Below are 26,602 nucleotides of genomic sequence, written 5' to 3' on the forward strand. Positions count from 1 at the left end.
TTCGAAAGTTAAAAAATACCACCAATTCGCTTTAGCGAATGTCATTAAGGGTAAGAAAATGAAACGACTATTTTTTAGTGTCGGGTTGTGCATGCTAAGCTCCTTTACCTTCGCAGGTGAGAAAGTTGACCAAACATTGAAAGCAGATAACAACGGTTATGTGCAAATAGAGCATCTTGGCGGCTACGCAAACATTACTGGCTGGGCGAATAATGAGGTTAAAGTCGTTGGCGAACTCGGGGAGCGTACAGAGAAATTTATTTTTGAACGTGATGGAAATGAAGTCATCATCAAAATAAAGGTTAATAGTAAACGAAATGGTTGGAATTGGAACTCCGATGATGGTGACGATTTGGAAATATACGTCCCTTTCAACAGTCATGTGAATTACAACTCAACCAATGCAAATGTAGAGGTCAAAGAGGTTCGAGGTAGTGCTGATATCGACACGGTTAACGGTGGAATTGATGTTTCGAATCTTTCTGGGCGCTTGAGAATCGAGGCAGTCAATGGCGATGTGGAAGCCCACTCGTTGCAAGGGAATATCAAAATTCAAACAGTAAATGGTGATATTAAAGACCGTGATTCAACGGCTAGCGAAGCCACTTATGAATCTGTTAACGGAGACATTAATGTTTCATTAGATGCTCCTGAAGTGAAAGCTGAGACAGTCAATGGAGATATTGAGTTAACCTTAGGAAAAGTTGAGCATTTAAACTTAAACACAGTAAATGGAAGTGTAGATGCCAGTTTAGAGCTCGCTCCTCAAGGAGATGTGCGGGCCACCAGTGTTGGCGGTAGTATAAGTTTATATTTTCAGTCAGATATTTCTGCACGCTTCGACTTGCAAGGACATGCAGGTGGAAAAATAACAAATAAAATTAGCAAAGATAAAGAACATAAAGCCAAATATGGCCCAAGCCGTTGGCTTGAGTTTTCCCACAATGGCGGAAATGGCCAAGTTAAGGTATCCACCGTTAGCGGTAGAATTAAAGTCGACAAAAAATAACCTTTGTCCTTCAGGATATGGATGTCCAGGATAAATTGCGGGGCTAAAGCCACCGCCTACAGGTTAAGGGGGTTATTCGTAGCCTGGCCTTCAGGCCATGGATGTCTGTGATCAATCACGGGGCTAAAGCCACCGTCTACAGGTTAAGGGGGTTATTCGTAGCATGGCCTTCAGGCCATGGATGTCCGGGATAAATCACGGGGCTACGCGTTTGTTACTGTAGCATGGGCTTCAGCCCATGGAGAAAAACAATCTTTAAGCCCCAAAACGTGTTACCCAGTACAATTAAAAAAACCTAAGTTTACCAATAATTTTTTTACGATAGACTTTGATGCAATATCAATCTTAGCGCATAATACTTGACCCATTATTAAAAGATTTAAGTGTTGTGAAAGCCGTTCCGGATAAAAATAGAGACGATAAAGTTGAGAAACTGAAAATTCCACCACATTCCATGGAAGCTGAGCAATCAGTACTAGGGAGTATGTTGATTGCCCCTGATTCCTGGGACAAGGTGGCAGAAGTGGTAGTAGAAGAAGATTTTTACAACCGCTCTCACCGTACTATTTTTCGTAGTATTGTACGATTATTATCTGCTAACAAACCTGTTGATATTATTACTGTTTCTGAAGAGTTAGAGAGTCATGACGAACTCGAGGAAGCCGGCGGTTTCACCTATTTGGGGGAACTAGCACAAAACACTCCCAGTGCTGCTAACGTAGTAGCTTATGCAGAAATTATTAAAGAACGGGCAATTACTCGAGAATTGATCGGTGTTGCTCATTCAATTGCCGATGTGGGATATAACCCTGAAGGTCGTGACAGTAGTGAAATCCTCGATCTTGCGGAAACACAAGTTTTCCAAATTGCTGAAAAGCGCATGGGGAACAACGAGGGACCTAAAGATGTTGAATCTGTCTTAGGACAAACAATAGATCGTCTTGAAGCTTTAATTAAAACCAACAAAGAAGTGACTGGAGTATCCACTGGTTACACTGATTTAGATAAAAAAACCAGCGGACTTCAAGGTTCTGATTTAATTATTGTCGCGGCTCGTCCTTCCATGGGAAAAACAACCTTTGCCATGAACCTGTGCGAAAATGCCATGTTGTTGGAAGAAAAGCCGGTATTGGTATTTTCCCTAGAGATGCCTGCTGAACAAATCATGATGAGGATGTTAGCATCCTTGAGTCGTGTTGATCAGACCAAGATTCGTACCGCACAGCTCGACGATGAAGACTGGGCCAGAATCTCCAACACAATGGCAATGTTGAAAGATAAAGATAACCTTTTTGTTGATGATTCTTCCGGTCTTACTCCAATGGAAGTGCGCACTCGTGCTCGTAAATTAGCTCGGGAACGTGATGGTATCAGTATGATAATGATTGATTACCTTCAGCTAATGCGAGTGCCATCTTTAAGCGATAACCGTACCTTAGAGATAGCTGAAATCTCTCGTTCACTAAAAGCCCTTGCCAAAGAATTGAATGTACCAGTAGTTGCTCTTTCGCAGCTAAACCGTAGTTTGGAACAACGGGCAGACAAACGTCCAATTAACTCAGACTTACGTGAATCCGGTTCTATCGAGCAGGATGCAGATTTGATTATGTTTATTTACCGCGATGAAGTGTATAACGAAAACACCGATCTAAAAGGCGTCTCTGAGATTATTCTAGGTAAACAACGTAATGGCCCAATCGGCACAGTACGGCTGACATTCCAAGGTCAATTTTCCCGCTTCGACAATTATGCTGGTCCTGCTTATTCCGACGAGTAGTAGCTGGAGTCGGTTATTCACGGGGTAAGTCTCGTGGCGCATCTTATTTTATTTTCAGGTTTTTCCACGGGCTAAAGCCCATGCTACGGGGGGATTTTCTTGTGGTTTTCCATGGGGCGATTTGTCTTGTGGTTTTTCCATGGGCTAAAGCCCATGCTGCGGGAGGGATTTTCTTGTGGTTTTCCATGGGTCGATTTGTCTTGTGGTTTTTCCATGGGCTAAAGCCCATGCTACGGGGGGATGTTCTTGTGGTTTTCCATGGGCCGATTTGTCTTGTGGTTTTTCCATGGTTTCTTTGTAGGCGGGTGCTTTAGCCCCGGGGGTTGACAGTATCATCTCAAATTATTGAATTTCAGGTATAAAAAAACGGCCCTAAGGCCGTTTTTCAATATAACTATTACTTATTAACGTAATACTTTTTCTTTCTTGATAGCTGTTACTACAGCTTCAATACGACGGTTTACTTTATGTGCCGCTGCTGTATTGCTTGTGTCTAACAATTGAGTTTCACCGAAACCTTCAGCGCTCAATCTGTCAGCTGCAATACCGTACTTTTCGATAAGTAAAGTTCTTACGGCTTTAGCACGCTTAAGAGAAATCATCATGTTGTAGTCAGCTTTACCTGGAGCTGAAGCATGACCTTCAATTGCAGTTTGTGTATTCGGGAAACGTTTCATGAAGTCAGCAAATTCTTGGAATTTAGCAGAATCAGGATTTTGAATAACACTACTATTATTTGCGAACAACACTTCTAAAGTTTCACGTACTTCTACTTCTTCAAAAATACTACAGCCAGTTGAATCAACTTTATCTGTAAGTGGCGTGTTTGCACATTGATCTACGTTATCAAGCACACCATCTTGGTCACTATCAAGTGCTAAACTACAACCTTTAGCGCCTACTGGCGTGCCTGCTGGAGTATTTGGGCATTGGTCGATGTCGTTTAATACGCCGTCAGCGTCAGTGTCGATGCTACAACCTGTGCTATCTACGCGAGCACCAATTGCTGTATCAGGACATTGGTCAAGGTTATCATTTACGCCATCTTGGTCAGCATCGCCAGGAGCTTTAGGTGCAGTTGAACCAAATGTATAAGCCAAACCTAATTTAGCGCTTACGTCATTATATGCTTCTCCAAAATCATGGTAAGCAGCAATTTCAGTAACTAATTTAACTTTTTCAGAAAGATCCCAGTGTTTACCAAGACCAAGGTTAGCCATGCTACCAGAGTCAACCATATCGATGTGCTTAAGACCACCGAAGATATACATTAAGTCATCTTCTAGGAAGTACATAGCATCAATACCGAAACGAGTTGCGCTATCATCTACAAGGTCTGCATCGTTTTCTAAGCTAACTTTAGCAATTTCAAAGCGGCCACCCCAGTGCTCACTTTCTCTTACACCAACTTCAGCACCAAGTCCTAGGCCAGCATCGAATGAAGTAAAGTCGAAACTCTTCTCTTCATCTGGCTTATAAATCTCAGTAAAGCCGCCGACCCAATATTTGTCTGAAGAATCTTCAGCTGCGAAAGCGTTACTTGAAATAGCAGCTAAAAGACTTGCTGCAATCAATGATTTTTTCATGTTTCCATCCCGTGTGTAGTGGTTATCTAAATTAAAAGTAAAATATTCAAATTTTTTCATTTTTACGTGTAAAACAGTCGTTTTTACACGCTTTTATCGAGTCCTTGAAGTGTCGCCACTATAACTCTTTGTGTACCATGGTCTCGGTGCTCGCCTAAGTATATGCCTTGCCAAGTCCCTGTTGCTAGCTTGCCAGCGTCAATCGGAATATTTAAATTGTTACCAAAAATACTCGCTTTAATATGTGCCGGCATATCATCGTCACCTTCGATATTATGCAAATAGTGTTCCGAGCCTTCAGGGATCATACGATTTATTTGAGTTTCAAGATCAATTCTTACCGTAGGGTCTGCATTTTCATTAATGGTTAAGCTTGCACTGGTGTGTTGAATGAATAAATTCAGCATACCTATCTCCACTTCTCTTATTTCAGGAAGTTGATCGAGAATTTCCTTTGTAATCAAATGAAACCCTCTAGCTTTAACTCTTATTGTTATTCTTTTCTGTATCCACATTGCGACACTAATTATTAAAACATACGTTTAAATATGTCTTTATTTGCCTAGCGTATTCGACTATTCTAGTTGATGTCTCCTGCTAGGCGGCTAATTGTATGGATTTTAACACAAACTACAATAGGTGAGGGCAAAGCAAACCTACCGAATTTTTTTACCGGCGGGATTTTACCGCTAGCGTTTAGCACTTTCAAACCCATACTTAAAAACTTTGTATCCTAAACTTGTCGGTTGTATTTTTAATTTTACAATCATTGCTGATGGCTCAACAAATTCAGCCTTATCTATCTAACTAAGTTGCAAGCTAAACTAAAAGTGATTGGAACGGATATCTATTGGCAGAGTGCACAGGTTCCATGGGCTTCAATTGTTTGTTTACTGACTTTGAACCCTACAGACTTAGCTTGTTTGTCTAATGTCTCTTTCAATCCTTCTGACTGAATCTCTTTCACCAACCCACAATTGTCACAAATTAAGAATTGTACCGGGTGGCTACAATCAAAATGATGACAAGCTACAAATGCATTGGTTGATTCTAGTCTATGAACAAGACCAAATTCGAGTAGAAAGTCCAAACTACGATAAACAGTAGCAGGTTTGGCTCCGCTTTCAGTTACTTTAAGCTCGTCTAATAATTCATAAGCCCCGACTGAACTACTTTTACTTAACAGCAATTCATATACTTTTTCTCTAAGGTTTGTGAATCGAGCACCTTTCCCTTCACAGTATTCTCTAGCTCTAGATAATTGCACGTCGATATTCATTATTGCTAAATATTTCCTTTTCAACTCTGGTTATTCAGAGAATGAAGCAACTGATCTTCCAATTCAAATCGTGCTTCTAGTTGTTGACCCAGCAACGAAAGTTTTTCGTCAAAATTAGCCAAATCGTTATCTGAAGAAACTTCTGCAAATAAATCGTTAAAGGCTAGAGCCTCTTCTGTTGTTTCTGATATGCGAGGAAAAACAGATTTTTCAAGGCTTTGGTCATCATTATTCTGTTTAGGGTCAGACGCTAATTTGTCGTAAACCTCAAAATGACCAGTTGACACATAGTCTACTAAGGTTTCACAAAACAATCTAATTTCACTTACTTCCGGCAAACCAGAGGATTTTTTCTCGAAAGGAGGTAAACCCGCTAATTGACAATATTGAACCAACAATTTTTGTCGCTCTAGCAACCAAATATCAACAGATTTGTGGTAGCCACTCCATTTTTGTTTGGCGAGTTCGACTTTGGTTAACATTGCGAATCCTTAAAAGAGCGCTTTTCGTATCATATTCAGCTTAGTATATCATCACCAATAGTTTAACTAAACTATGCTTTAGTCTATTGACGTAGATCAATAGTAACATTCGCCGTTCAGGAACAATGATAAATCGTGTTAAACTAATTTAATCAATCTGACCTCAAATACTGGAACTCAATACCGTGTTTTGGTGTCTCTTATGGACGACATATGTGTGACTTATGCTAATAAATATAAAAGAAATCGGCGTTAATACTGAAGTTCAGTGGATCATTTTTATGGGGGATAGGATTGTCGCGAATAAGAAACAGCAGGAGTTGCTTAGGGCAACTTGGCAGGATCTGGCGATGATTCACCACTATGATGATCAAATCATTTCATTAGGTGAATTTGACGGTATCCCATGTTTAGCTGTTGATGTGGGAAATGAACAATTGGTTATTGATGATTACGAAACAATGAGTCTGCGTGGAATTTACCTAGGCAGTAATTTCCCGCTGTTTCAGACAGTCGCCCGTGCGTGGCAGTGGATACTGTTTCGACGCACTCATCGTTACTGCGGGCAATGCGGAAGCACCATGCAGCAAGTAAAGTGGGAAATGGCTACCCACTGCTATAACTGTAACCATCGCTGCTATCCTCGAGTTTCGCCATGTATCATTGTTGCTATACGCAAAGGCAACAAGATTCTATTGGCACAAGGTAGGGCACATAAAGACCGTAAAATGTTTTCTACTCTGGCGGGATTTGTAGAAAGTGGCGAAAGCCTCGAGCAAGCCGTTCACCGAGAGGTTTTCGAGGAAGTCGGGGTTAAAATAAAAAATCTTGAGTACTTTGGCAGCCAACCTTGGCCATTCCCACATTCTTTAATGATGGGCTATTTAGCGGAGCATGACAGTGGCGAGATTGAGGTTGATGGAGATGAAATTATAGAGGCTCATTGGTATGAACCGAATAATTTACCCGTCATTCCACCGAAAATATCTATTGCTGGCCAATTGATTGAAGAAACTTTGCGACAGATATCACAGCAAGAAAAATAAACTACAAGCAATAAAAAACCCTGCTGGAGCAGGGTTACAATGTTTAGCGTAGAGGTCTCGTCAAACGAGCTTCTTAATTTTTATAAGTTTTAAAGCTATTGTTTTATACCAAATTGCGATAACGTAAATCAAGCGTTTTTTTCAAAAAACGTTATAACAAATAATTGTTAAAAACTAAAAACTAAAAACTAAAAACTAAAAACTAAAAACTAAAAACTAAAAACTAAAAACTAAAAACTAATAAATATACCCTCCAGACCACTTTTTTACTAAACTAAGCCGCAATTTTAAAATTAGTGGGTTATTCACCGACTTAATATAGATGCTGGTCGGTATATATAAACTCCTTTATACAACGGATAAATCATGCAGTTAAAAAACGATCGCTATTTACGCGCCTTGCTTCGTCAACCCGTCGACGTCACCCCCGTATGGATGATGCGTCAAGCAGGTCGCTATTTACCTGAATATAAAGCGACTCGTGCAGAGGCTGGCGATTTCATGTCACTTTGTAAAAACGCAGAGTTGGCTTGCGAAGTAACCTTACAGCCTTTACGTCGCTTCGATTTAGATGCCGCTATTTTGTTTTCTGATATTCTAACGATTCCAGATGCCATGGGCTTGGGTTTGTATTTTGAAGCGGGAGAGGGGCCTAAATTTAAGCATCCGTTGTCAAGTTACGCGGAAATTAAGGCGTTACCCATCCTAGACCCAGAAGATGAATTGGGATATGTGATGAATGCGGTACGCACTATTCGACGCAACCTGAAAGGAGAAGTACCTTTAATAGGTTTTTCTGGCAGTCCCTGGACACTAGCAACCTATATGGTCGAAGGCGGAGCGAGCAAAGCATTTACTAAGATTAAGAAAATGGCTTTTGCGGATCCTAAATCATTGCACTTGTTGTTAGATAAACTCGCAGACTCGGTAATTTTGTACCTTAATGCGCAAATTAAAGCAGGTGCACAATCGGTTATGGTGTTCGATACTTGGGGAGGTGTGCTTACGCCAAGAGATTACCAATTGTTTTCATTACAATATATGCACAAAATTGTTGATGGCTTGATCCGTGAACATGATGGACAGCGAATTCCTGTTACATTATTCACCAAAAACGGTGGAGCTTGGATAGAGAAAATTGCTGACACTGGGTGTGATGGTGTTGGACTTGATTGGACCATTGATATTGCTGATGCAAAACGTCGAGTTGGGGACAGAGTCGCCCTTCAAGGCAATATGGATCCTTCTATTCTTTATGCACCAGCGCCGCGTATTGAAGAAGAAGTACAAAGTATCTTGGCTGGATTTGGTGAAGGCCCTGGTCATGTATTTAACCTTGGCCATGGTATTCATTTAGATGTACCGCCTGAAAATGCCGGTGTATTCGTGGAAGCTGTACACAAATTCAGTAAGCCTTATCACCAAACATCAAAATAGTGAAAACGCCGCTAGTTTTGTCCTTGGGCGCAGTATTGATATTCGTAGTTGGATATTGGTTTGGCGCTCTTCAGGCTGAAAGTAACGGCAATCAACTACAAACCGATGGTATAACCAAAAAAGTGATTATTGAAATCGACGGTGACAGCTCCAAGTCCAGCATTGATGCCAATAAAATAAACGCTATTCAAGCCAAACCTGAAAACCTCGAAATACAGGCTGAAACTTACTCAAGTGCCGCTTCAACACAGCAAAGTTGGCTGCAACAACAGGCAAAGGAGTTAGCTGAGTTGGGCGAGGCATTTCAGCACTCGAAATTAACCCGTCAACAACAGCAAACTAAAGAAACCGAGTTTGAGAAAGGTTACACCGTCAATAAGGCAAACTTAACCGCACAAAATCAAATCAGTGATTTTTTGGCGCTACACCAAGAAGCTGATTTAATTAATCTGCATCGCCTTGATTGCGATGACAGTCGTTGTCAGATGATAGGTGAATATGCCGGTGAGCACCAAAATTGAGGAAGGATTTTTTCTACAATGCGTGACTCTGATTGGTGGCAATATGCGGGGACGTCATCGTCAACAACGAGTAAAGACGGCAAAACCTTTTTTCATGTTTTTTTAGATAAATAGTCTCTCAAGTTATTCCCTATGCGTCTCGCGGCAGACCCTTTTCTACACTCCTAATTAAACGTTGTTTCAGTCTTAAGGTTTGGGTGGGGGATGACAGCTTTTGTTGTCGTTCACATTGTTGCTCAATGGCCCATTGAATGTGTTCTGCAACCATTTCACTGCTATTGTTCAATGCTGCTTGCAGCACATCTAAAATGCGTTGGTCAAATTCGGCATTACCCATGGCAATGGCTAAATTTCTCTGCCACTTTTGAAAACCAATTCGGCGGATGGCTGAGCCTTCGGTGTTAGCCAGGAATTGAGTTTCATCCCATAAAAACAAATTAACTAAGTCTTCTCCTTTGATCATTTTACGACCATAAAAGTCTTTTTCCTCAGTCAATTGGGCATAACGATTCCAAGGGCAAATTAATTGGCAATCATCACAACCGTAAATACGATTGCCCATAGCGACTCGCAGCTCTTCAGATATCACTCCATCATATTCAATGGTTAAGTATGAAATACAGCGTCGTGCGTCAACAACATAGGGTTCGACAATGGCTTGGGTAGGGCATATGGTCAAACAAGCGTTGCAACTGCCGCAATTTTCTTCCACTGGTTGGTCGATGGGCAGCGGAATGTTGACGAATAATTCTCCTAAGAAAAACCAAGAGCCAGCTTCTTTATTGATGGTTAATGAATGTTTACCCGTCCAACCAATTCCGGCTTTTTCCGCAACAGCATGTTCTAACACTGGTGCTGAGTCTACGAATGGACGAAATTCCAAATCAATAAACTGTTGCTGTATTTTTTCTCCAAGTTTTTTAAGTCGATTACGCACCAATTTATGATAATCACGTCCCACGGCGTAACGACTTATATAAGCGGTTTTAGACCGTTTTAAGTCCTTTGCAAAACTAGCGTCAGGGGGCAAATAGTCCATGCGCACACTAATTAATCGCAAAGTGCCTTCTACTAACTTAGCGGGATCTGCTCGTTTTTCCTGGTTACGTTGGAAAAACTGCATCTCACCGTTAAAGCCTTTATCTAACCAGCTTTCAAGGTGAGCTTGATGTTGAGACAAGTCTGTATCCGCAATTCCTACTTGTTGAAAACCTAGCGCTTTGCCCCACTCCTTGATATTTTTGGCTAAAGTATTGAGAAAATGAGGAGATAATTGTGTCACAGCGGTCCTTAAAAGCAGAATTGTCGGAACAAAGGTTATCACAAAATCTATATACAGCGCAGTGTGTAAGAGAAGGAGAGTTAGAAGCTGCTAAGCAGATGTCGATTCCCCTTTATGAGGTAATGCAGGTAGCTGGAGAAACGTTATTTGACTGGATCCAGACTCATTTTGATCATCAAACCAATATTCTAGTTGCTGTGGGAACCGGCAATAATGGTGGTGACGGTTATGTTGCTGCCAGTCTGTTACTTGCAGATGGCTACAGGGTGTCCTTAGCCTCAGTTGATCCGGCTCGGCAGTTATCAGGGGATGCATTACTAGCGCAACAAAGTTGGTTGGCCAATGGCGGAGAAGTAGCTGATATTCGGCTGGTGGATACCGAACATTTTGAGCTGATTGTGGATGGTTTGTTAGGCACGGGTTTGTCAGGCGCAGTTTCATCCTCTTATCAATCTGTTATTCAGCGTATTAACCAATCCAGTGCACATAAATTATCTATTGATATTCCATCGGGTCTTGATGCTAATACTGGGGTAACACTAGGGGCTTGTGTTAATGCTGATACTACTATTACTTTTGTTGGCATTAAAACCGGACTTGTTACCGGCAATGGCAAACAAAGGTGTGGCAATCTAATTTTCAAACAGCTGAATATCGGTGAAAGCTTTGCTCACCTAATGAAAGCACGAGCACGCTTAATTGAATATACTGACTTTGCCCCCTTAGCTTCGCGAGCTTTGAATAGTCACAAAGGCAACAATGGTAAATTACTTTGCATTGGCGGAAATAATGGAATGGCTGGGGCTATTCGTATGACAGCCGAAGCTGCAATGCGCACTGGAGCTGGATTAGTGAAAGTTTATTGCCATGCCAATTCAAGCTCTTCAATTGTACAAGGCCGACCGGAAATAATGGCCAGCAGTGAAAACTTATTACAGATGTTAGAGTGGGCAGATTGTATCGTCTTTGGGCCTGGCTTAGGGCAGACTTCCTGGAGCCAGGAAACCTTTAATCAATTATTTAGTTATCTCATCCACCAAGATAAACCGCTTATAATTGATGCCGATGGGTTAAATTTGCTGAGTCATCAATTACACGCTTTAAATTTATCCTATTTGATAATGTCACCCCATAGTGCAGAAGCAGCAAGGCTACTGGATACTAGTATCGAAAGCGTAGAAAATGATCGTTATGCTGCCGCGACTAAGTTGGTAGAAAATTATGGCGGTAATTGCATTCTCAAAGGGGCAGGCAGTATCGTACATAGTCAGGTGGCCACTTATGTTTGTGCAAATGGAAACCCCGGTATGTCGACGGCTGGAATGGGAGATGTATTGTCGGGTGTTTTGGGCTCGTTAGCAGCACAAGGTATGACAGCGCCTGAGGCTAGCTTATTTGGTACTTGTATACATTCTGCTGCAGCAGATTTAGTGGCGGATAACTTTGGTCAACGTGGTATGATTGCCAGCGATTTATTTGATTATTTAAGGCAACTAGTTAACAGAAAATGAAATATACCCAGTTTTTGCCAGATGAGGCAGCTACACTCGATATTGCTAAACAAATCGCGCAACTCACTACTGAGCACTTAGTGATCTATTTAACCGGAGATCTTGGCGCTGGGAAAACCTCTTTCAGTCGCGGCTTTTTGCATGGTTTAGGGCATGTGGGAAATGTCAAAAGTCCCACTTATACTATTGTCGAACCATATGAAGTTTCATCTTGGCGAGTGTTTCATTTTGACTTGTACCGTTTGGCAGATCCTGAAGAGCTTGAATACATGGGAATTCGGGATTATTTCGCAGATGATTGTATTTGTTTGATTGAGTGGCCTGATAAAGGTGCTGGTCTATTGGCAACTGCTGATTTAGAGATTAGTATAGAATTTGAAGCTGATGGAAGGCGCATCCATCTAGCGTCCCAGTCTGAAGTCGGGCGAAAAATTGTTGAGATATTACAAAAATAATAATGATGAAAAGTGTATCTAGACTGAAGGTTCAAGTATTGAGTGGCATTTTGATGCTGCTAATCAGTCATTTGTGTTTCGCACAAAATGCCATTGAAGCATTACGAATGTGGCCATCTCCCGATAATACGCGTGTGGTATTAGACCTAACCCAAGAGCCTGAATATTCTTACTTTACCCTTTCCAACCCTGAGCGCTTAGTTATTGATTTAGCCAATACCAAAGGCAAGATTGACCTAGCTAAGTTAGCCAAGTCGTCAAATTTAGTTAAAAAAATACGCTACAGCACGGCCAAAGATCCCTCATCAGTTAGGGTTGTGCTTGAACTTAAACGGAAGTTGAATACGGAAATTTTTGCATTACCCCCAACAGCTCCCTATAAAAACCGTCTAGTGATAGATTTAAGTGATCAATCCGAAAGAACTCAGCAAGTGGTAATGAGTTCTGAGAGCTCTACTAGAGATCGCGACATTATCATCGCCATTGACGCTGGCCATGGTGGAGAAGACCCTGGCTCAGTAGGTCGTGCCGGGACCTACGAGAAAAATATTACGCTTAGTGTCAGTAAAAGGTTAGCTAAGTTGATTGATGCTGAACCTGGTTTACGGGCTGTATTAATCCGAACTGGGGATTATTATATTTCACCTAATGCACGTCCGGATATTGCGCGTAAAAATAAAGCAGACCTCTTTGTGTCCATTCATGCCGATGCCTTTACAACTCCTCAGCCCAAAGGTGCATCTGTTTGGGTGTTATCAATGGGCAGGGCGAATTCAGTGTTAGGGCGCTGGATGGAAAGAACTGAACGCCATTCAGAGTTGCTAGGCGGGGCGGCTGAGGTGATTCAAGATACCGCAAGTGAACGCTACCTAGCCCAAGCTTTGTTGGATATGTCCATGGATCACTCATTAACTACCAGTTATGACATCAGTAAAATGGTAATTTCTGAACTAAAACAAGTCACAAGCTTGCATAAAAAACTCCCGCAGGCGGCAAGTTTAGCGGTGTTAACTTCGCCTGATATTCCATCCATTCTTGTGGAAGTGGGGTTTATTTCCAACCCAAATGAAGAAAAGAATCTCAATTGGAATCAACATCGTCAAAAATTAGCGAGTTCAGTTTTTTCAGCCATTAAACAGCATTTTCGGAAACTGCCACCCGATGGTACCCTATGGGCTAACAATGCACGCTCTGAAAAACGAACCCACAAAGTACGAAGTGGTGAATCCTTGTCATTATTAGCACAACGATACAAAGTTCGAATTAGCGCCATAAAAGAAGCGAATAATATGCGTAATGATACGGTGAGAATAGGTCAAGTATTAACCATTCCAAGCACCTAAATAAAATCGTTTTTCGCCCCTCCAATTTTTAAAGGTTACCTGTGTCAATTCAAATTCTATCTCCACAACTTGCTAACCAAATTGCCGCTGGTGAAGTGGTTGAACGTCCGGCTTCTGTGGTCAAAGAGTTAGTTGAAAATTGCTTAGATGCGGGGGCAACTAATGTCGAAATTGAAATTGATAAAGGTGGCCATAAACGAATCGCCATTCGAGATAATGGCAAAGGGATCCCGCAGCAAGAGCTAGAGTTGGCGTTAAGTCGTCATGCAACCAGTAAAATATCCAAGTTAGATGATTTAGAAAATATTTGCAGCCTTGGTTTTCGAGGGGAAGCCTTAGCAAGTATCAGTTCAGTATCGCGTCTAACTCTAACCTCAAAGCCTGAAGCACAATCGCAAGCGTGGCAAGCCTGTGCAGAAGGCAGAGAAATGAAAGTCACATTGCAACCTGCTGCTCATCCAAAAGGCACCAGTATTGAAGTACTGGATTTGTTTTTCAATACTCCGGCAAGACGTAAATTTTTACGAGCTGAAAAAACCGAGTTTAGTCATATCGATGAGGTAATACGACGTATTGCTTTGAGTCGATTTGATGTGACATTGAGCCTTAAACATAATGGTAAAACCGTTCGTAAATACCCTGCAATTAAAGAGGAACGCTCTCATTTAAAACGGATTTCAGCTGTATGTGGTAGTGATTTTGCTGATCATTCTATTGCTATCGACAGCAGTTATGAAGGCATACGTCTTATTGGTTGGTTAAGTGCTGCTGGTGCCAGCCGCATGCAAAGTGACTTGCAATATGTTTATGTAAATGGACGAGTGATGAAAGATAAACTCATTAATCACGCAATTCGCCAAGCCTATGAAGGCCTAATTGAACCCAATACTCATCCTGCTTTTGTGCTTTTTTTAACGTTGGATCCCACCCAAGTGGATGTTAATGTTCATCCGGCTAAACATGAAGTGCGTTTTCATCAATCTAGGCTCGTCCATGATGTCATATTCCGTTCAGTATCCAAATCTCTGAGTGAATCCTTTACCGCATACTCGGACAATACCGATGGTGAAGAAGCTGTCTCACAAGTCACTCAAACAATCTTGGAGGAGGTTCGACCTTCACATCAATATATTCGACCATTGAGTCCGGAAATTGACAAGCCGATTCAAGCTGAGGTGTCTGCACAGCCTAGCGCCGAACCATACCAACAAGTTACAGCTCAGCCTGCTAAGGTATTTAATCATACTGCAGCAAGGCCCCATTCGAAAACAGCAGCAAAGCACTACAATAGCTTGATGACGCCACAATTTGGCGAGTCTTTATCCTCTAATATGCCTAGGTTTTTGCAGGTTGCTGAAAATCGATTGTTGATTGAGTGGGAAGCGGTCTTTTATTTATGTAAAGCACAAGATTTAGCAGCAAAAAAATTGTCTGACGATGCCCAATTTAACTCTTTGGTGATGCAACCGCTGTTAATGCCAATTTCTCTTGCTTTAGAGCAGATTGAATTAAACATAGACGAAACTCTAATTCAGCAAGTTAGACTTGTTGGACTTGAGCTTGCTATCATCAATAAACGATTGTTGTTAAAACAAGTGCCGTCAGGAACGCGGGCCTTAGATTGGGCGAGTGTGTTATTGAGTTTCTTTGATGCCCTAAATATCGCGTTTGAAAAAGGCCCAATCACCTCCGCTGTCAAAACAAATCCTGAAGTCGAAGAACAAACTATCAAGGCAATTTTACTCGAGTCTTTTTACTCGGTTTTGGCGCGCTATCAAATTCAAAGTTTGGCGGCAAAAAACAACGATTTGAGCTATCTTTGTGTGTGGTTACACAAACAAGCTAATGCCGCAGAAATACTTAAATCTTGCGCCACAGAAATCCCACTAAAAGATTGGTTATCACAATTTGATGAATAAAAAGCATACTGAAAACTTACCGCCAGCTATTTTTCTTATGGGGCCGACTGCCTCTGGTAAGACTGATTTGGCATTAGAAATAAGCAAAAAGCTACCCTGCGAGATCATAAGTGTTGATTCGGCGTTAATTTATCGTGGAATGGATATTGGTACGGCTAAACCAAGTGCAGAAGAGTTGTCTCAAGTTCCCCATCGGCTGATAGATATTCTTGATCCTAAAGAGTCTTATTCAGTGGCCAATTTTAGAAGCGATGCACTAAATGCGATGCAAGCGGTTACAGATGCTGGAAAGATTCCTTTGTTAGTTGGTGGGACTATGCTGTATTTTAAAAGTCTAGTTGACGGCTTATCAACTTTGCCAGCTGCTAACCCGGAGATTCGAGAGCACCTGCAAAACGAAGCAAACGCCCTTGGTTGGCAAGAGTTACATCACAGATTAGAGCAAGTAGACCCTGTATCAGCAAAGCGCATACATCCAAATGACCCTCAACGCTTATTACGTGCATTAGAAGTGTATATGATAAGTGGTAAAACAATGACTGAGCTAACTTCAGAAAAGTCCAGTAATTTACCTTATTCGGTAAAAGAATTTGCCATCATGCCTAGTGATCGGGGTATACTTCATGAACGTATAGAGAAACGATTCAATAATATGCTTGAAAATGGCTTTCAGCAAGAAGTTGAAAATCTTAGATGCCGCGATGACCTGCACCTTGATTTGCCTTCTATGCGTTGTGTCGGTTATCGGCAGATGTGGCAGTACTTGGACGGTGATTTTGATTATACCGAAATGGTATTTAAAGGGGTAGCGGCAACACGACAACTAGCAAAAAGGCAAATAACTTGGTTGCGAAGTTGGAAAAATATAACTTTTTTAGATGGTATTGAAAAAGAGAATTTGACTACCATATTGAATGTCAGCAATACTGTAAATTAATAGGCAGCTATACAGCCCCATATTTTACTGTATAATTTGTATATCAGGCGAAAATCATAATAAAAATAAAAGGATAAGGAATAGTGATGGCAAAGGGGCAATCTTTACAAGACCCGTTTTTGAATGCGTTAAGAAAGGAGCGTATTCCTGTCTCGATTTATTTAGTCAACGGAATCAAGTTACAAGGTCAAGTGGAATCATTTGACCAGTTTGTGATTCTGTTAAAAAACACTGTTAGTCAGATGGTATACAAGCATGCCATTTCAACTGTTGTGCCTTCTCGGGCCATTAATATGTCAACCGGCGCACAACCTGACTCTGATAACGGTGAATAAAACCTTATAGGAGAAAAGCTTGTTTGACCGTTACGAAGCAGGCGAGCAGGCTGTTTTAGTTCATATTGATTTTTCTGATGATTCTAGCAAAGAAGATTTGCAAGAGTTGCAAATGCTAGTGTCATCTGCCGGTGTTAATGCTGTTGAAGTAATTACGGCTTCACGACAAGCACCTCATCCCAAATACTTTACCGGTAGTGGGAAAGCAGAAGAAATAGCTAATTCAGTACGCACAAATAATGCAGATGTCGTTATTTTTAATCACCCTTTATCACCCTCCCAAGAACGAAATTTGGAAGCATTGTGTAAGTGTCGAGTGTTAGACCGTACTGGTTTAATATTAGATATCTTTGCTCAGCGCGCGCGAACCCATGAAGGTAAATTACAAGTGGAGCTTGCCCAGCTTCGGCATATTTCTACCCGATTGATTCGCGGATGGACTCACCTGGAGCGACAAAAAGGTGGTATTGGTCTTCGAGGGCCGGGGGAAACTCAGCTAGAAACCGATAGACGACTTTTGCGAGTAAGAATCAAGAGTATCCAGCGTCGTTTAGAAAAAGTACAGAAACAACGTGAACAAGGACGCAGGGCCAGAAAACGTGCTGAGATGCCGACGATTTCACTGGTGGGCTATACCAATGCGGGTAAATCAACCCTGTTCAATACCATCACTGACGCAGGCGTTTATGCTGCGGATCAATTGTTCGCCACCTTAGATCCAACGTTGCGAAAAATTCAGTTGCAAGATGTTGGACAAGCAATCTTGGCGGATACCGTAGGTTTTATACGCCACTTACCCCACGACTTAGTTGCAGCGTTTAAAGCCACGTTACAAGAAACGCAGGAAGCGGATTTGCTATTGCATGTTGTAGACTATTCAGATGAACAGTACCTCGACAACATCGATCAAGTGAATGACGTTTTAGACGAAATAGGCGCATCTGAAATTCAACAATTAATGGTATGCAATAAAATCGACCGAATGGACGGGGTTGAACCCCATATAGACTGCAACGATGAAGGCGTTCCCATTCGTGTTTGGATATCTGCACAACATAATCAAGGCATTGATTTATTGTTTAATGCCCTCACTGAATGTTTATCGCAAAGCATAGTGCAATTTACATTACGCATTCCGCCCAAAGAAGGTAAACTTCGAGGCGCTTTATTTCGTATGAACTGTATCGCTGCAGAATCCTATGCAGAGGACGGCGATTGGCTGGTGGATGTAAGAATGCCGACCAGTGATTGGCACCGATTGGAAAAAAGGTCTGAGATAGACTTATCCAGTTTGGTAGTAAAGCATTAGTATATGCAAATTAAGCAAATCTCGATGATAGAATCGGGGTTGCATAGATTTAGACTTAACCTAACGGAGAGTGATGATGGCTTGGAATGAGCCCGGTGGAAAGAATAACGACCCTTGGAAAAACAAGGGGGGGCGCGATCAAGGCCCACCTGATTTGGATGATATATTCAAAAACTTGTTTGGCAAATTTAGCAAAGGTGGCGGTGGAGACGGCTCGTCTGGCGGTAAAAGCATAGGTGGAGTTGGCCTAACTGTAATTGCAGTTTTGCTAGTTGTCATTTGGTTTATTAGTGGCTTCTACACAATTCGAGAAGCAGAGCGCGGTGTAGTTTTACGTTTTGGTGAGTTTAGTCAATTTGTAGAGCCAGGTTTGCGTTGGAAACCAACATTTGTGGATGAAGTTATACCAATAGACGTTCAATCTATTAAGTCTATGTCTTCCGAGGGCAGCATGCTTACTGAAGACGAAAATGTAGTTGGTGTAGAAATGGAAGTCCAGTACCGCGTAGTTGAACCTTATAAGTATAGTTTTGCGGTAACTAACCCTGAGCAAAGTCTTAGTCAGGCATTAAATAGTGCTATTCGCTACGTTGTGGGTCATTCAAAAATGGATGATATCTTAACCAGCGGTCGTGAAACTGCTCGCCAACAAGTATGGCAGGAGTTAGAAGGTATTATTAATCCTTACGATATGGGTATTTCTATCGTTGATATTAACTTTAAAGACGCGCGCCCACCGGATGCTGTGAGAGCCGCTTTTGATGATGCGATTGCGGCACAAGAAGATGAACAACGTTTCATTCGTGAAGCAGAAGCCTATTCTCGTGAAATTGAACCTCGTGCAAGGGGTCAGGTAAATAGAATGGCTGAGGAAGCGCAGGCTTATAAAGAGCGCGTTACCTTAGAAGCTCGTGGTGAAATTGCGCGTTTTGAGGAATTGTTACCTCAATATGAAGCTGCGCCTGAAGTTACACGTCAGCGTATATATCTAGAAACCATGGAACAGGTTTACCAAAACACCACCAAAATTATGGTGGATAACAAAGGCAGTGGAAATATGATGTATTTGCCTTTAGATAAAATTTTGGATAACCAGAGTAAACAAGCGCCTAAAGCAAACTTCCGCAGTACTTTAGAAGGGCTGCAGCAGAATGATGCCTCTAGTTCGCAAAGCTCTAACTCGGCACCGACGACATTACGTGGCGACAGAACTAGACAAGGGAGAAACTAAAAGTGAAAAATTTAAGTATTGGCGTAATCGTATTGGTTGTCATCGCTGTTTTCCTTTCTTTGTTTGTAGTGCCTGAAGGTCAAAAAGCAATTAAGATCCAATTCGGTAAAGTTGAACGAGATGCCGCCGGTGAAACTGTCGTGTTTAGCCCAGGTCTTCATTTTAAGTTTCCGTTGATTGACAGAGTCGTAAATCTTGATGCAAGAATCCAAACATTAGATGATCCAGCAGGGCGTTTTGTTACGTCTGAAAAGAAAGATCTAATAGTTGATTCTTATGTTAAATGGCGAATTAAAGACTTTGCGACTTATTACCTCTCTACGGGTGCGAATAAACTGCAAGCTGAGTCTCTTCTAAAGCAAAAAGTAAACAATGGGCTTCGCTCTGAGTTTGGTACTCGTACTATTTCTCAAATCGTATCAGGTGAACGTTCTGAGTTGATGGATGAGGCTATGAAACAGGCTTCTACTAGTTCAGACGAGTTAGGAATTGAAATTGTTGATGTAAGAGTCAAACAAATTAACTTACCGCCAGAAGTAAGTAGTTCTATTTTCCAACGTATGCGTGCAGAGCGAGAAGCTGTAGCAAAAGAGCACCGCTCTGAAGGTCGTGAACAAGCTGAAATAATCAAAGCGAATATTGATGCTAAAGTGACCGTCATGTTGGCAGATGCGGAAAGAAACTTACGTAAAATTAAAGGTGAAGGGGAAGCTCAAGCAGCGCAAATTTATGCTGAAACTTACTCTAAAAGCCCTGAGTTTTACGCATTCCTAAGAAGTATGGATGCTTATCGCGCCAGTTTCGACAGCAAACAGGATGTGTTAGTTGTCGAGCCCGATAGTGATTTCTTCAAATACATGAAAGATATCACAGGCACTAGAAACTAAGCTTTCCTACTTTAAAAAGCGCCTATATGGCGCTTTTTTTTATTACTAAGATAGGCATTTTGAGTTAAGGATTTTTATGCTGGAATTTCGTATCAGAGATGCGGTTCAAGATGATTTTTTTGAAATCAAACGCTTAAATGATAAGTTCGTTCACTTTACTAGTCCGATGGACCTAGCTCGTATTCAACATTTAGATTTCCTTAGTACTTATCATCGTGTAATCGAACAGTACGATCCGCAAACAAGTAATAGTTTGATTGTTGGTTTTTTAATGGCTATGGCGCCTGAAGTTGCTTACGCAAGTGACAACTATCAGTGGTTTGAGCAACGCTATCAGAGTTTTCTCTATGTTGACCGTATTGTCATTGATTCATCGGTGCAAGGGAAAGGTTTGGGTAAAGACTTGTATGATGATTTATTCCGCTTCGCAAGGGAACATAGGTTTGCAGCTATTTGTTGTGAATATAATTTAATTCCCGCCAATCAGACTTCAGCACACTTTCATCAATCTTATGGCTTTTCTCAAGTGGGGCGGTTGGGTTCAGAAGATAGTGATAAAGTTGTGTCTATGCAAATCGTAAAATTACCTAGTTAAGTTCAGTTTGAGAACATTAAAATGAAAAAATTTAATTGGCAAGATCCTCTTAATTTAGACTCTCTATTAAATGAAGATGAACGTATATTGCGAGATTCAGTTCATCAGTTCTGCCAACAACAGCTTATGCCTGATATTTTGCAAGCCAATCGAAACGAATACTTTGATATCGACATTATGAAAAAGATGGGGGAGTTAGGCTTACTTGGGGCTACTCTTCCTGAGAAATACGGTTGCTCAAACGTCAACTATGTCTCTTACGGTTTAATTGCTCGTGAGGTTGAGCGGGTAGATAGTGGCTACCGCAGTGCCATGAGTGTTCAATCTTCATTGGTGATGCATCCTATTTTTACTTATGGTAGTGAGCTTCAACGTCAAAAATATTTGCCTAAATTAGCCACTGGTGAATGGATTGGTTGTTTTGGCCTTACTGAGCCTAATTCAGGTTCTGATCCTGCAAGTATGAGTTCCCACGCTAAAAAACAAGAAGGCGGGTACGTTCTAAACGGTAGTAAAATGTGGATCACAAACTCGCCCATTGCCCATGTCTTTGTGGTTTGGGCTAAATTGGATGGGGTGATACGAGGTTTTATTTTAGAAAAAGGAATGACAGGGTTGTCAGCGCCTAAAATCGAAGGTAAGTTTTCTCTTCGTGCATCTATTACCGGTGAAATTGTAATGGATAACGTGTTTGTACCGGACGAAAATTTATTACCCAATGTTTCTGGATTAAAAGGCCCATTTGGTTGTTTAAACAAAGCGCGATACGGAATTTCATGGGGAGCTTTGGGAGCGGCGGAGTTTTGCTGGTACGCAGCGAGGCAATACTGCTTAGATCGCCAGCAGTTTTCCCGGCCATTGGCGGCTAATCAATTAATACAAAAAAAGTTAGCCGATATGCAGACAGAAATATCTCTTGGTTTGATGGCGTGCGTGCAAGCGGGTAGGCTTATGGACACGGACTCATTAGCCCCTGAAGCTATTTCTTTGATCAAGCGCAACTCCTGTGGCAAAGCTTTGGATATTGCTAGGAGTGCGAGAGATATGCATGGCGGGAATGGAATTTCTGATGAGTTCCATGTTATTCGTCATGTTATGAACTTAGAAGCGGTAAATACCTATGAGGGCACACACGATGTCCATGCACTAATTTTGGGTCGTGCACAAACCGGTCTACAGGCTTTTAGTTAATAACCTTTATGGGAGTTTTGTATCAACACAGTAATAAAAATAGTTAATTTTTACTACTGTGTTTCTCGGCTATCAAAAGTTCACAAAACTCGGTTAATGGTAGTGGCCTACTAAATAAATACCCTTGAGCGATATTACATTTATTTTCCAATAGAAAATCGACTTGATATTGATTCTCAACGCCTTCTGCAATTACACCCAACTTAAGACTATGGGCCATGGCAATCACAGCCAAAATTATGGCTTTATCATTTTCATTTTGTTCTAAGTCAATAATAAAAGAACGATCGATTTTAAGGTTATCAATTGGCAGTTTTTGCAAATATGAAAGTGAGCTATAGCCAGTGCCAAAGTCATCAATTGAGGTAGAGATGCCGATTTCTCTTACCTGATCCAGTAAGTGTTTTACTTTGTCATAATTATCAATCAACACGCCTTCGGTTAATTCTAACTCTAAGTTTTTTGCCGGCACTCCGCTATGATTAATAGCTTGAGTGACAAAATCAAATAGATGTCTGTCGGCTACCTGTCTGGGTGATAAATTCACAGAAATTTTCAAGTCGGGCTGGTATTGCATTATCACTTTCAACATTTCTGTTGCGCGGCAGATTACCCATTTGCCAATGGGTACAATTAACCCTGTCTGTTCGGCAATGGGGATAAATTTATCTGGGCTGGTAATCTTACCATCGGCTAAACGCCATCTTATTAAGGCTTCTGCTTTAGCAACTTTGCCGGTACTCAAATCTACTATGGGTTGTAAATAAAGTTCGAATTGATTATCGCTAATCGCTTTTTTCAACGCGTTTTCTAACTCAAGTCGATTTCGAGATGCTTCTTTTAGTTCTTTTGAATAAAAGCATAATTTACTTTTATCTTCTTTTTTAGCTGAAAACATCGCTAAATCCGCAAACTTCATTAACTCCTCAGAATCTGATGCGTCGCTAGGAAAGTGAGCTGCACCAAGATTAAGGCCAATCTGTACCTTTTGTTTTGAGGCGGTATAAAAGGGCGGTTCCATGGCTTCAATTAGTCGGTTGGCAACTTCGATGCAATCATTTTGCTCTTTACAGTCGGTTAAGATAATACCGAACTCATTGCCTCCCACTCTTGCACATAAATCTGTAGTACTGATGCATTGTTGTATTCGTTCAGCCAAGGTTACTAATATTTGATCGCCTGCTTGATGGCCATGTAACTCGTTGATTTGTTTGAAATGCTTTACATCTAAATAGACGATGAAAAATGCTTTGGCTTTTTCAATTTGGTATTCTAATTTCTGCCAGAAAAACTGGCGATTAGGTAAATTAGTGACATTGTCGTATAGGTTTAATTTTTCGTTTCTTTGTAATAAATACTTAACCCGACTGATATCGCTAAAAATAAATATCCAATGTTGTAAGTTTTGGTTTTCATCTGTTACCGGGTATAACGCTAATTTTAACCATTTACTCGAATAGGGGGGATTATGCCAGAAAAGTTCGCCATGCCATCGACTGCTAGTGCCGATAACTCTCTCAAACTCAGCACATTGATTCTTAAACAGTTCCATTAGTTTCTCAAATGGAGAAACCTCAAGGGGTAAATCGGAGGTTTCAAAAACTGTGTATGAATTCGGGTTTTGAGTTATAACATTTAATTGTGCATCAGTAATCACTACACCAAAGTCGGCATTTTCAATAACACGTTGTATTGGCTTTTGTAATGATTGCAGGGTTTGGTTTTCACGCAATACTTGATCTAGGCGTTCATGAATATATTCATGCTGAGCGAGTACCTTATCATTTGAAATCAGTAGTTCTCGAGCCGCCTGTAAAGTTTGCTGCTGTTTTTGGTATTCACCCTCTAAATTGTTAATAACTAGGTATGATTCACCGTCTGAAATAGCGGCAAGGGCCTCTAAACGTAGAAGTTTATCTTTAGATTGTTCGGACCAAATGCCGGAGTGAATTTGCCCTTCTTTACCAGTTTGCCAAAACTCCTCAGCATCAATGAAAAAGTCATCTAGATAAGCTGAGTTACCGGCAAACTCGAAGCGTTCACTGTCGATTGCTTCAGGCGCTATAGAATAGAACCAATCTTGGCTGCAATAGATAATCTGAAACTGCCCATGTTCTACTCGTTTTAAAATAGCGCAGTTTATAATACCTAAAGCTTGAATAAGTGACTGTTGCATAATGGATTAATTCAACGTTAGTTGTGCGATAAACTTAAACATTTCTTCAACCTGATCGCCGGTTTTAGCGCTGGTGGAAAAATTACGTATAAACTCTTTGCTGTAGCCATTGAGTTCACTTTCAGTCCAATGCCAGGCTACATCAAGGTCGCTTTTGTTAATAATTAGGATCGCAGGAATATCACTTACTTCTCTTACCATGCGATGTATTTCCATTGCTTCTACAAGACTTTGTGAGCGTGTATGATCGGTTACTATTGCATAAGCTGAAGCGCCCCGTAGGTATTTAGGTTGGAATCCACAGTAGCGGTCTATCCCTTCGATATCCCAAATCATGAGCTGAACTTGATCAACGGCTAAGTCAACGAGCTTTTTATCAATCTTGACACCAATTGTGGTTAGGTATTTTTCGGAAAAAATACCTTCAACATACTGTTTAACCAAACTGGTTTTCCCTACTCCTGATGGTCCAAGTAGGCAAATCTTTTTCTGGAACATAATGCGGTTAATGTCCTTATTTAATCATTCTTGAAATTAATTATATTAAAAATGACTTTTCGTAAGCCTGACCCTGAAGCTGCATTTTCAACAACACCTAAACCGATGGCGTTTAAATATTGCCCTTCAATACCTTCCTCGACTAAAAATTGACGTACTATTAAAGCTCGTTTTTGACTCAACGACTTATTGTAATTAATGGAACCAGAAGAATCACTTGCACCCATGATAATCAAACCTACATTTAAGCCCAGCTTTTTAGACAACTCTATAGTCGTTCTCAGATAGCTCGCAAAAGTGCGTAATTGATCTTTAGCTTTTTCATTTAAGGCGCTTTGTCCTTTTTCAAACTCAACTTGTGTACTATCAATGTTGGCTTTGTTGATTTCGAACAACGCCATGAGTATTTCTGGATTATCTTTATTAATTGTAGCCAATTCTTCAGCTTTGATACCAGAAATTAACTCTTCTGCGTAAGTTAAGCCAGGAATAGCATGTATTTTAGTCGCTAATGCTAAACGTTGAACATTCGGTAACGAGCCGGTTAAAACTGGTATCTTCTGTTGCCAGTCAACTTCTATCTGTGGATATTTAGCCAAAATCGTTTTCAAACGAGTTTTAATCAATGATGCTTCTAAAGATAGGTATTGTTTTTCCAACAGTAAAATTTTGCTCGCATCAATGCTCTGTTCAGTTAGCCATTTTTCTACTTCAATAGCATCTGGATCTCGTAATATAGAAAGCGCAATGTCCTGCCAGCCTGTTCGTTCTACTTTCCTGGTAACAATACCAGGTTGTTGACCGATTTGTGCTATTCGAGCAACTAATTGATTTTGTTGATAGTTGTGAAACCCTAAAAAGCCAAACCCAACCAACAAAATAATGACTAATCCAATGGCCATTATTGGTTTTTTATTCTTTTTCTTTAACGCTTCTGGGTGCATCTTTGCAACTAAACAGTCTTGAAGTTGCTGGGTGGCGGGCTCAAAAACCATTGTATCGCCATTAAAATTAGCAATTTCTTTCGCATATAATTTATGGATATATTCGTTAGTTATTTGAAACTTGGTGGAAATGTCTTGAGGAATATTACCAGTTACCGCGGCTACCAAGAGTAGCTTAGGACCGCGCTTTATCACCAATGAAAAGTCTTCTGTTTTGATTACTTCTAAGTTTTGTTCCGGTGATTCTTGTTGCGGATTGAACGAATCTGATACGAAATCATTTATCGCTGTCAGCATCGCTGAAACAAGATCTCCGTCGGCAGACTCATGAACCGATTGAGCAACCGAGTTTAGTAAAATTCCGGTTTCTCGATGGATTAATAGTACTTGTTCAACTTTAAATATAAAGGTCTGGCTTGCAACGTATTGGGAAAAGCTCACTCCCGATTGCCACGCCTTAAAACGCCATTTGATACCTTTAAAGGTCAAGCTGTTTTCAATTAAAACGTTGGTTTTTTCTAAAAATTCACTGAGGAAAGAAGTAACAGATTTACGGACTAAGCGACCTACGAGGGGGTATAAATAACCAACAAATTGTTCACTTTGTTGGTTGACCGACGTCTCTACGGATTTTTGCACCACAGGGGTTAGCATCTTACTAAAGTCGTCATTACGGTTCTGACGATCATGAATAGCTTCTATTACTACCTCGCTAACCATTTCTCTTGCATTGTCTTGTATAACTTGCTTAACAAATTCCTGATTTTTGCCCAGTATTAGTTCTCGTAGCTGCTGCATAGCTACTTCATCTTTACTGGGGACCTTAGAGTTTGGACAATCTGCCATGGAATT

25 protein-coding genes are annotated in these 26,602 nt (G+C 40.9%); 16 read left to right on the top strand and 9 right to left on the bottom strand.

Annotation, left to right across the window (positions count from 1 at the left end; genetic code table 11):
* Positions 1–58: 58 nt before the first annotated feature.
* Positions 59–1,009: a DUF4097 domain-containing protein gene (locus AB6T38_RS16565; RefSeq protein WP_372548362.1), complete on the top strand. Its 951-nt coding sequence runs from the start codon at positions 59–61 to the stop codon at positions 1,007–1,009.
* 388 nt (positions 1,010–1,397) lie between these two features.
* Positions 1,398–2,786, top strand: a complete 1,389-nt coding sequence (dnaB, locus tag AB6T38_RS16570; protein WP_372548363.1) for a replicative DNA helicase — start codon at positions 1,398–1,400, stop codon at positions 2,784–2,786.
* Between the two features lie 144 nt (positions 2,787–2,930).
* Here the strand turns inward: dnaB and AB6T38_RS16575 are convergent, their stop codons facing one another.
* From AB6T38_RS16575 to rsd, 5 genes are all read right to left on the bottom strand, one after another.
* Positions 2,931–3,122: a hypothetical protein gene (locus tag AB6T38_RS16575; protein WP_372548364.1), complete on the bottom strand. Its 192-nt coding sequence runs from the start codon at positions 3,120–3,122 to the stop codon at positions 2,931–2,933.
* A 68-nt stretch (positions 3,123–3,190) separates the two neighbouring features.
* Positions 3,191–4,372 carry an OmpA family protein gene (locus AB6T38_RS16580; protein ID WP_372548365.1) on the bottom strand — a complete coding sequence of 394 codons (1,182 nt, stop codon included), beginning with the start codon at positions 4,370–4,372 and terminating at the stop codon, positions 3,191–3,193.
* An 83-nt stretch (positions 4,373–4,455) separates the two neighbouring features.
* A complete protein-coding gene (locus AB6T38_RS16585; RefSeq protein ID WP_372548366.1) occupies positions 4,456–4,887 on the bottom strand; it encodes a secondary thiamine-phosphate synthase enzyme YjbQ in 432 nt (143 codons plus the stop codon).
* Positions 4,888–5,219: 332 nt separating this feature from the next.
* Positions 5,220–5,651 carry a transcriptional repressor gene (locus tag AB6T38_RS16590; protein ID WP_372548367.1) on the bottom strand — a complete coding sequence of 144 codons (432 nt, stop codon included), beginning with the start codon at positions 5,649–5,651 and terminating at the stop codon, positions 5,220–5,222.
* Between the two features lie 20 nt (positions 5,652–5,671).
* On the bottom strand, positions 5,672–6,133 hold the full coding sequence (gene rsd, locus AB6T38_RS16595; RefSeq protein ID WP_372548368.1) for a sigma D regulator: 462 nt from the start codon (positions 6,131–6,133) through the stop codon (positions 5,672–5,674).
* Between the two features lie 224 nt (positions 6,134–6,357).
* Here rsd and nudC point away from each other — a divergent pair, with 224 nt between their 5' ends.
* From nudC to AB6T38_RS16610, 3 genes are all read left to right on the top strand, one after another.
* Positions 6,358–7,179, top strand: coding sequence for an NAD(+) diphosphatase (gene nudC, locus AB6T38_RS16600; protein WP_372548369.1), 822 nt, complete (start codon positions 6,358–6,360; stop codon positions 7,177–7,179).
* 363 nt (positions 7,180–7,542) lie between these two features.
* Complete coding sequence (gene hemE, locus AB6T38_RS16605; protein ID WP_372548412.1) at positions 7,543–8,616, top strand: uroporphyrinogen decarboxylase; 1,074 nt, start codon at positions 7,543–7,545, stop codon at positions 8,614–8,616.
* Positions 8,616–9,137 (top strand): hypothetical protein, encoded by a 522-nt coding sequence (locus tag AB6T38_RS16610; protein WP_372548370.1) that lies wholly within the window; start codon positions 8,616–8,618, stop codon positions 9,135–9,137. Before hemE ends, AB6T38_RS16610 begins: the two co-directional genes overlap by 1 nt.
* A 130-nt stretch (positions 9,138–9,267) precedes the next feature.
* Here AB6T38_RS16610 and queG read toward each other — a convergent pair whose 3' ends face one another.
* Positions 9,268–10,419, bottom strand: coding sequence for a tRNA epoxyqueuosine(34) reductase QueG (gene queG / locus AB6T38_RS16615; protein WP_372548371.1), 1,152 nt, complete (start codon positions 10,417–10,419; stop codon positions 9,268–9,270).
* Here queG and AB6T38_RS16620 point away from each other — a divergent pair.
* The 11 genes from AB6T38_RS16620 (at position 10,413) to AB6T38_RS16670 (ending at position 22,132) form a co-directional block, all read left to right on the top strand.
* Positions 10,413–11,930 carry an NAD(P)H-hydrate dehydratase gene (locus AB6T38_RS16620; RefSeq protein WP_372548372.1) on the top strand — a complete coding sequence of 506 codons (1,518 nt, stop codon included), beginning with the start codon at positions 10,413–10,415 and terminating at the stop codon, positions 11,928–11,930. The two genes, queG and AB6T38_RS16620, sit on opposite strands and share 7 nt — an antisense overlap.
* Complete coding sequence (gene tsaE / locus AB6T38_RS16625; RefSeq protein ID WP_348492384.1) at positions 11,927–12,385, top strand: tRNA (adenosine(37)-N6)-threonylcarbamoyltransferase complex ATPase subunit type 1 TsaE; 459 nt, start codon at positions 11,927–11,929, stop codon at positions 12,383–12,385. Before AB6T38_RS16620 ends, tsaE begins: the two co-directional genes overlap by 4 nt.
* Before the next feature lie 53 nt (positions 12,386–12,438).
* Positions 12,439–13,728, top strand: a complete 1,290-nt coding sequence (locus AB6T38_RS16630; RefSeq protein WP_372548413.1) for an N-acetylmuramoyl-L-alanine amidase — start codon at positions 12,439–12,441, stop codon at positions 13,726–13,728.
* 41 nt (positions 13,729–13,769) lie between these two features.
* Positions 13,770–15,647, top strand: a complete 1,878-nt coding sequence (gene mutL, locus AB6T38_RS16635) for a DNA mismatch repair endonuclease MutL (protein ID WP_372548373.1) — start codon at positions 13,770–13,772, stop codon at positions 15,645–15,647.
* Positions 15,640–16,584 (top strand): tRNA (adenosine(37)-N6)-dimethylallyltransferase MiaA, encoded by a 945-nt coding sequence (miaA, locus tag AB6T38_RS16640; protein WP_372548374.1) that lies wholly within the window; start codon positions 15,640–15,642, stop codon positions 16,582–16,584. Before mutL ends, miaA begins: the two co-directional genes overlap by 8 nt.
* Before the next feature lie 86 nt (positions 16,585–16,670).
* On the top strand, positions 16,671–16,919 hold the full coding sequence (gene hfq / locus AB6T38_RS16645; RefSeq protein WP_008843456.1) for an RNA chaperone Hfq: 249 nt from the start codon (positions 16,671–16,673) through the stop codon (positions 16,917–16,919).
* A gap of 19 nt (positions 16,920–16,938) precedes the next feature.
* Positions 16,939–18,228 carry a ribosome rescue GTPase HflX gene (gene hflX, locus AB6T38_RS16650; RefSeq protein WP_372548375.1) on the top strand — a complete coding sequence of 430 codons (1,290 nt, stop codon included), beginning with the start codon at positions 16,939–16,941 and terminating at the stop codon, positions 18,226–18,228.
* A gap of 76 nt (positions 18,229–18,304) precedes the next feature.
* On the top strand, positions 18,305–19,459 hold the full coding sequence (gene hflK, locus AB6T38_RS16655; protein ID WP_372548414.1) for an FtsH protease activity modulator HflK: 1,155 nt from the start codon (positions 18,305–18,307) through the stop codon (positions 19,457–19,459).
* A gap of 2 nt (positions 19,460–19,461) precedes the next feature.
* Positions 19,462–20,346: a protease modulator HflC gene (hflC, locus tag AB6T38_RS16660; protein ID WP_372548376.1), complete on the top strand. Its 885-nt coding sequence runs from the start codon at positions 19,462–19,464 to the stop codon at positions 20,344–20,346.
* Between the two features lie 76 nt (positions 20,347–20,422).
* The gene (locus AB6T38_RS16665) at positions 20,423–20,941 is read left to right on the top strand and encodes a GNAT family N-acetyltransferase (protein ID WP_372548377.1); all 519 of its coding nucleotides are present in this window, start codon (positions 20,423–20,425) and stop codon (positions 20,939–20,941) included.
* A gap of 21 nt (positions 20,942–20,962) precedes the next feature.
* On the top strand, positions 20,963–22,132 hold the full coding sequence (locus AB6T38_RS16670; protein ID WP_372548378.1) for an acyl-CoA dehydrogenase: 1,170 nt from the start codon (positions 20,963–20,965) through the stop codon (positions 22,130–22,132).
* Positions 22,133–22,175: 43 nt separating this feature from the next.
* Here the strand turns inward: AB6T38_RS16670 and AB6T38_RS16675 are convergent, their stop codons facing one another.
* Genes AB6T38_RS16675 through AB6T38_RS16685 form a run of 3 tightly spaced genes read right to left on the bottom strand, consistent with a single transcriptional unit; the run spans position 22,176 to position 26,596 of the window.
* On the bottom strand, positions 22,176–24,308 hold the full coding sequence (locus AB6T38_RS16675; RefSeq protein ID WP_372548379.1) for a putative bifunctional diguanylate cyclase/phosphodiesterase: 2,133 nt from the start codon (positions 24,306–24,308) through the stop codon (positions 22,176–22,178).
* A gap of 6 nt (positions 24,309–24,314) precedes the next feature.
* Positions 24,315–24,806 (bottom strand): Rab family GTPase, encoded by a 492-nt coding sequence (locus AB6T38_RS16680; RefSeq protein WP_372548380.1) that lies wholly within the window; start codon positions 24,804–24,806, stop codon positions 24,315–24,317.
* A 20-nt stretch (positions 24,807–24,826) separates the two neighbouring features.
* The gene (locus tag AB6T38_RS16685) at positions 24,827–26,596 is read right to left on the bottom strand and encodes an OmpA family protein (protein WP_372548381.1); all 1,770 of its coding nucleotides are present in this window, start codon (positions 26,594–26,596) and stop codon (positions 24,827–24,829) included.
* Positions 26,597–26,602 lie beyond the last annotated feature (6 nt).

The sequence above is a fragment of the Aliiglaciecola sp. SL4 genome (genome assembly GCF_041538045.1).
Taxonomy (GTDB): Bacteria; Pseudomonadota; Gammaproteobacteria; order Enterobacterales; family Alteromonadaceae; genus Aliiglaciecola.

Coding starts and splice junctions, on each gene's coding strand:
- AB6T38_RS16565 (WP_372548362.1), top strand. CDS start 59: ATGAAACGACTATTTTTTAGTGTCGGGTTGTGCATGCTAAGCTCCTTT.
- AB6T38_RS16575 (WP_372548364.1), bottom strand. CDS start 3,122: ATGATACTGTCAACCCCCGGGGCTAAAGCACCCGCCTACAAAGAAACC.
- AB6T38_RS16580 (WP_372548365.1), bottom strand. CDS start 4,372: ATGAAAAAATCATTGATTGCAGCAAGTCTTTTAGCTGCTATTTCAAGT.
- AB6T38_RS16585 (WP_372548366.1), bottom strand. CDS start 4,887: ATGTGGATACAGAAAAGAATAACAATAAGAGTTAAAGCTAGAGGGTTT.
- AB6T38_RS16590 (WP_372548367.1), bottom strand. CDS start 5,651: ATGAATATCGACGTGCAATTATCTAGAGCTAGAGAATACTGTGAAGGG.
- rsd (WP_372548368.1), bottom strand. CDS start 6,133: ATGTTAACCAAAGTCGAACTCGCCAAACAAAAATGGAGTGGCTACCAC.
- nudC (WP_372548369.1), top strand. CDS start 6,358: ATGCTAATAAATATAAAAGAAATCGGCGTTAATACTGAAGTTCAGTGG.
- tsaE (WP_348492384.1), top strand. CDS start 11,927: ATGAAATATACCCAGTTTTTGCCAGATGAGGCAGCTACACTCGATATT.
- AB6T38_RS16630 (WP_372548413.1), top strand. CDS start 12,439: ATGCTGCTAATCAGTCATTTGTGTTTCGCACAAAATGCCATTGAAGCA.
- miaA (WP_372548374.1), top strand. CDS start 15,640: ATGAATAAAAAGCATACTGAAAACTTACCGCCAGCTATTTTTCTTATG.
- hfq (WP_008843456.1), top strand. CDS start 16,671: ATGGCAAAGGGGCAATCTTTACAAGACCCGTTTTTGAATGCGTTAAGA.
- hflK (WP_372548414.1), top strand. CDS start 18,305: ATGGCTTGGAATGAGCCCGGTGGAAAGAATAACGACCCTTGGAAAAAC.
- AB6T38_RS16665 (WP_372548377.1), top strand. CDS start 20,423: ATGCTGGAATTTCGTATCAGAGATGCGGTTCAAGATGATTTTTTTGAA.
- AB6T38_RS16670 (WP_372548378.1), top strand. CDS start 20,963: ATGAAAAAATTTAATTGGCAAGATCCTCTTAATTTAGACTCTCTATTA.
- AB6T38_RS16675 (WP_372548379.1), bottom strand. CDS start 24,308: ATGCAACAGTCACTTATTCAAGCTTTAGGTATTATAAACTGCGCTATT.
- AB6T38_RS16680 (WP_372548380.1), bottom strand. CDS start 24,806: ATGTTCCAGAAAAAGATTTGCCTACTTGGACCATCAGGAGTAGGGAAA.
- AB6T38_RS16685 (WP_372548381.1), bottom strand. CDS start 26,596: ATGGCAGATTGTCCAAACTCTAAGGTCCCCAGTAAAGATGAAGTAGCT.